This window comes from Microcystis sp. LE19-131.1A, assembly GCF_027532015.1.
GTDB classification, from domain to species: Bacteria; Cyanobacteriota; Cyanobacteriia; order Cyanobacteriales; family Microcystaceae; genus Microcystis; species Microcystis ichthyoblabe_A.
On sequence record NZ_JAPZSS010000035.1, the window covers coordinates 1 to 3,796 of the forward strand.

General features: G+C 40.9%; 5 protein-coding genes. All 5 read left to right on the forward strand.

Annotated elements, in window-relative coordinates:
• A partial coding sequence (locus O9323_RS03230; RefSeq protein ID WP_288124680.1) for a CHAT domain-containing protein occupies positions 1 to 2,308 on the forward strand: 2,308 nt, incomplete at its 5' end.
• A gap of 110 nt (positions 2,309 to 2,418) precedes the next feature.
• Positions 2,419 to 2,703, forward strand: coding sequence for a hypothetical protein (locus O9323_RS03235; RefSeq protein WP_190356498.1), 285 nt, complete (start codon positions 2,419 to 2,421; stop codon positions 2,701 to 2,703).
• A gap of 201 nt (positions 2,704 to 2,904) precedes the next feature.
• Positions 2,905 to 3,195 (forward strand): hypothetical protein, encoded by a 291-nt coding sequence (locus O9323_RS03240; RefSeq protein WP_002754848.1) that lies wholly within the window; start codon positions 2,905 to 2,907, stop codon positions 3,193 to 3,195.
• A complete protein-coding gene (locus O9323_RS03245) occupies positions 3,185 to 3,577 on the forward strand; it encodes a toxin-antitoxin system TumE family protein (RefSeq protein ID WP_288124681.1) in 393 nt (130 codons plus the stop codon). Before O9323_RS03240 ends, O9323_RS03245 begins: the two co-directional genes overlap by 11 nt.
• Entirely contained in the window at positions 3,574 to 3,729 is a 156-nt protein-coding gene (locus O9323_RS03250; RefSeq protein ID WP_002754850.1) for a hypothetical protein, read from the forward strand. Before O9323_RS03245 ends, O9323_RS03250 begins: the two co-directional genes overlap by 4 nt.
• The last annotated feature ends 67 nt before the right edge of the window (positions 3,730 to 3,796 follow it).

A 3,796-nucleotide genomic window follows, 5' to 3' on the forward strand; every position in this document is an offset into this window, starting at 1 on the left:
CAACAACTTGGCATTACTTTACTATTCTCAAGGAAGATACAGCGAAGCCGAACCTCTCTACAACAGGTCCTTAGCTATCTGGAAACAACAATTAGGAGACAACCATCCCGATACCGCCACCAGTCTCAACAATTTGGCAGCACTTTACAGAGTTCAAGGAAGATACAGCGAAGCCGAACCCCTCTACAAAGAGGCTTTAGCTATCAGGAAACAACAATTAGGAGACAACCATCCCGATACCGCACAAAGTCTCAACAGTTTGGCAGAACTTTACAGAGTTCAAGGAAGATACAGTGAAGCCGAACCCCTCTACAACAGGTCTTTAGCTATCTTCAAACAACAATTAGGAGACAACCATCCCGATACCGCCATCAGTCTCAACAATTTGGCATTACTTTACGAGTCTCAAGGAAGATACAGCGAAGCCGAACCCCTCTTAAAAGAAGCCTTAGCTATCAGGAAAAAACAATTAGGAGACAACCATCCCGATACCGCAGGAAGTCTCAACAATTTGGCAGCACTTTACCAGTCTCAAGGAAGATACAGTGAAGCCGAACCCCTCTTCAAACAAGCTTTAGCTATCATTAAACAACAATTAGGAGACAACCATCCCGACACTGCTTCCAGTCTCAACAATTTGGCTGGACTTTACTGGTCTCAAGATGATATTCCTCAAGCCATTAATTATCTCAGCCAAGCACTTGCAGTACAAGAATACAACCTCTCAGAAAACCTAAAAATGGGGGATGACAAGCAAAAACAAGATTATATGGCAAAGGTTTTGGGGACGACTAATGGGGTGATTTCCCTCAATCTGCAAGCTGCACCTAATAACCCACAAGCAACCCGTCTCGCCTTGAAAACCATCTTAGAACGTAAAGGACGAATTTTAGATGTTTCAACCAATAGCTTACAAATTCTCCGACAACGTACTGATGACCTCGAAAGTCAACGATTATTGACTCAACTGATTGAAGTTCGGACTCAACTATCTAATCTGACCTTTAAAAAGCCTGAAGATTTCCCCTCACCAGAAATTTACCGTCAACAACTTAACGAAGTTACCGCAAAAGCAAAAGAAATAGAAGATAAAATCGGTCGTCGTAGTGCCGAATTTCGTAGCCTATCCCAACCCATTACCCTCGAAGGTATTCAAAAGCTAATCCCTGCTGATGCTGCTTTAGTTGAAATAGTCCGCTATCGACCTTTTAATCCTAAAGCGCCTGAAAATCAACGCGATGGCAATCCTCGCTATGCTGTTTATATTCTCTATCCTAATGGTGACATCAAAGCCAAGGATTTAGGGGAAGCTAAACCGATTGATGACAAATTAATTTACTTTCGTGACAATCTTGCAGACGCACAAACTCCTATTCCTCAACTGCAAAAATCAGCGCGTCAACTTGATGAGATATTGATGCAGCCTATCCGTCAATTATTAGGCAATACTAAAACAATTCTGCTTTCTCCTGATGCTGCACTTAATTTAATTCCCTTTGAAGCATTAGTGGATGAAAATAATCAATACTTAGTGGAAAATTATCATATTACCTATCTCACTTCTGGACGAGATTTACTGCGTCTAAAAGATAAATTTGCCAGTCAACAATCTCCGCTTATTGTAGCTGATCCTTTCTACGGTAAAGCAGGGGAAAAAGTCGCTCTCACTCGTTCCATCGACCTTTCTGAGTTTACTTTTCCCGATCTTCCGGGTACAGAACAAGAAGCTAAAGCGATTAAAAATCTCTTACCTCAAGCCACTGTTTTAACGGGTTCTCAAGCCACAGAAAACGCCGTCAAACAAGTTAAAAAACCGAATATTCTCCACATCGCTACTCATGGTTTTTTTAAACCAGAACGCAATGTGGTTGAGAATCCTTTATTGCGTTCTGGGTTAGTTTTAGCAGGAGTTACAATCGGTCAAAGTGCAGGAGATGATGGGGTTTTGACTGCTTTAGAAACTACCAATTTAAACTTAGTCGGAACCAAATTAGTTGTGCTTTCTGCTTGCGATACGGGGAAAGGAGATATTAAAATCGGTCAGGGAGTTTATGGATTGCGCCGCGCTTTAGTTATAGCAGGTAGTGAAAGCCAATTAATTAGCCTTTGGAAAGTATCTGATGACGCAACTAAAGATTTAATGGTCGCTTATTATGGACGCTTACAAAAAGGAGAAGGACGCAGTGAAGCTTTACGACAAATTCAACTAGGAATGCTCAAGGGTGAGAAGCAAAAACATCCTTTTTATTGGGCAAGTTTTATTCCTTCTGGTGATGCCACTTCGATGGAGTTTAGTTCATATCCATAAACACAATGCAATATTTGCTATCACCCAACTAAAAATCATGAAAAATACTGTCACTCTAGAAGAAATACTCCAATTAGCCAAGCAACTTTCCTCATGCGAGGGTGTGGCCTGTGGAAAATCTCGATCGCCTGTTGGTTCGAGGCTGTAATTGGTTAAAAAACTATTTGATTGTCAATCCTCAAATGCTGGCTAAATTATCGACCTGCCAAACTGCTGACCTCACCCAGCCTAGTGCGAGTATTTTAATGGAACAAAGCGAAGCCTTAGCTAGGGAAGGCAAAATCAACGAAGCAATTGAAGGCTTTAAAATCGCCCAAAAGTGGAATCCTAGCCTCCGTTTTGATCCCGTCAGCCGCGCCAACCAACTCGCCAACGACGCTAAAAAGGGAAAATAAAGTCAAAAGTCAAAAGTATAATCTGAGAGAGAAGGAGAAAAGAGAAAAAATGAACCCAAAAATTGACCATAGATCAAAAGGACTTCAGCCCTTAGTTTGACAATTATTGGAGAGGTCTAGTGTAGTGGCACAAGCAACCTGCGCCCTCTGGATATCTTAGCAATTGTCTATAATGCAAAAGTAGCTACAAGACTTCCTATTATGAAGGAACTCAAACTCATCTCTCATCACTCTGGCTCCCTCAAACCTCTAATCGAAGGCGCAATCGCTGAAGCCCTACGTTCCACTGAAGCGGGTATCCAGCGTACCGAACAACGACTGCGAGAATTTGAGGACAAATATCAACTGTCCACAGCAGAATTTCTGCATCGCTACGAAAACGACGAATTTCAGGAAACCCTGGAACTTGACGAATGGATTGGCGAATTGCGAATGCTACAATGCCTACAGGAAAAAGCAGAAAGACTCAGAGGAATTGAATTTGTTAATTGAAGATTATTTTCAACAGATTCAAACAATTATCGCAACCTGTTCAGTAGTAAAATTTTTTACGTTAGATTGTGAAAAACGCGATACTTATGAAGGATTTATTCGAGCCGAAATTAAATTCATTGATAATTCAGTTCTGCATATTCGAGAGTTTGTCAATATCGAAACAATTATTAATCGTAATATATACGCTTATCAGTATATGAATACCATGAATACCTTAATTTTCCGTTATGATAATACTCCACATCATAAAAAGCTGAACCTCCCAACCTATCCCCATCACAAACATGACAGCAGTGAAGAAAATGTAATCTCGTCCGCTGCTCCAACGCTCTTAGAAGTTCTTCAGGAAATTACCGCCAGAATCAGGATTTTTCTATGAATGAACTAAAAGGAATCAGTATCAATAAACTGATTGAATATCTTTCCACCAACACTTTAGCCGAATTTAATGCCTATACTAGATTTAAGGAAATGGCAGCTAATGGCAACCCAGAAGAAGGATTGAAAATCTTGGCTAAATTTGATAAGTAGGTAGGCGTTAAAAGTTGTCAGATGCCCCCCTTATTAAGGGGGGATTAAAGGGGGGCAGGGGGGATCG

Bases quoted from the DNA above. Each gene is read 5' to 3' on its own strand.
- O9323_RS03240 (WP_002754848.1), top strand. From the start codon at position 2,905: ATGAAGGAACTCAAACTCATCTCTCATCACTCTGGCTCCCTCAAACCT.
- O9323_RS03250 (WP_002754850.1), top strand. From the start codon at position 3,574: ATGAATGAACTAAAAGGAATCAGTATCAATAAACTGATTGAATATCTT.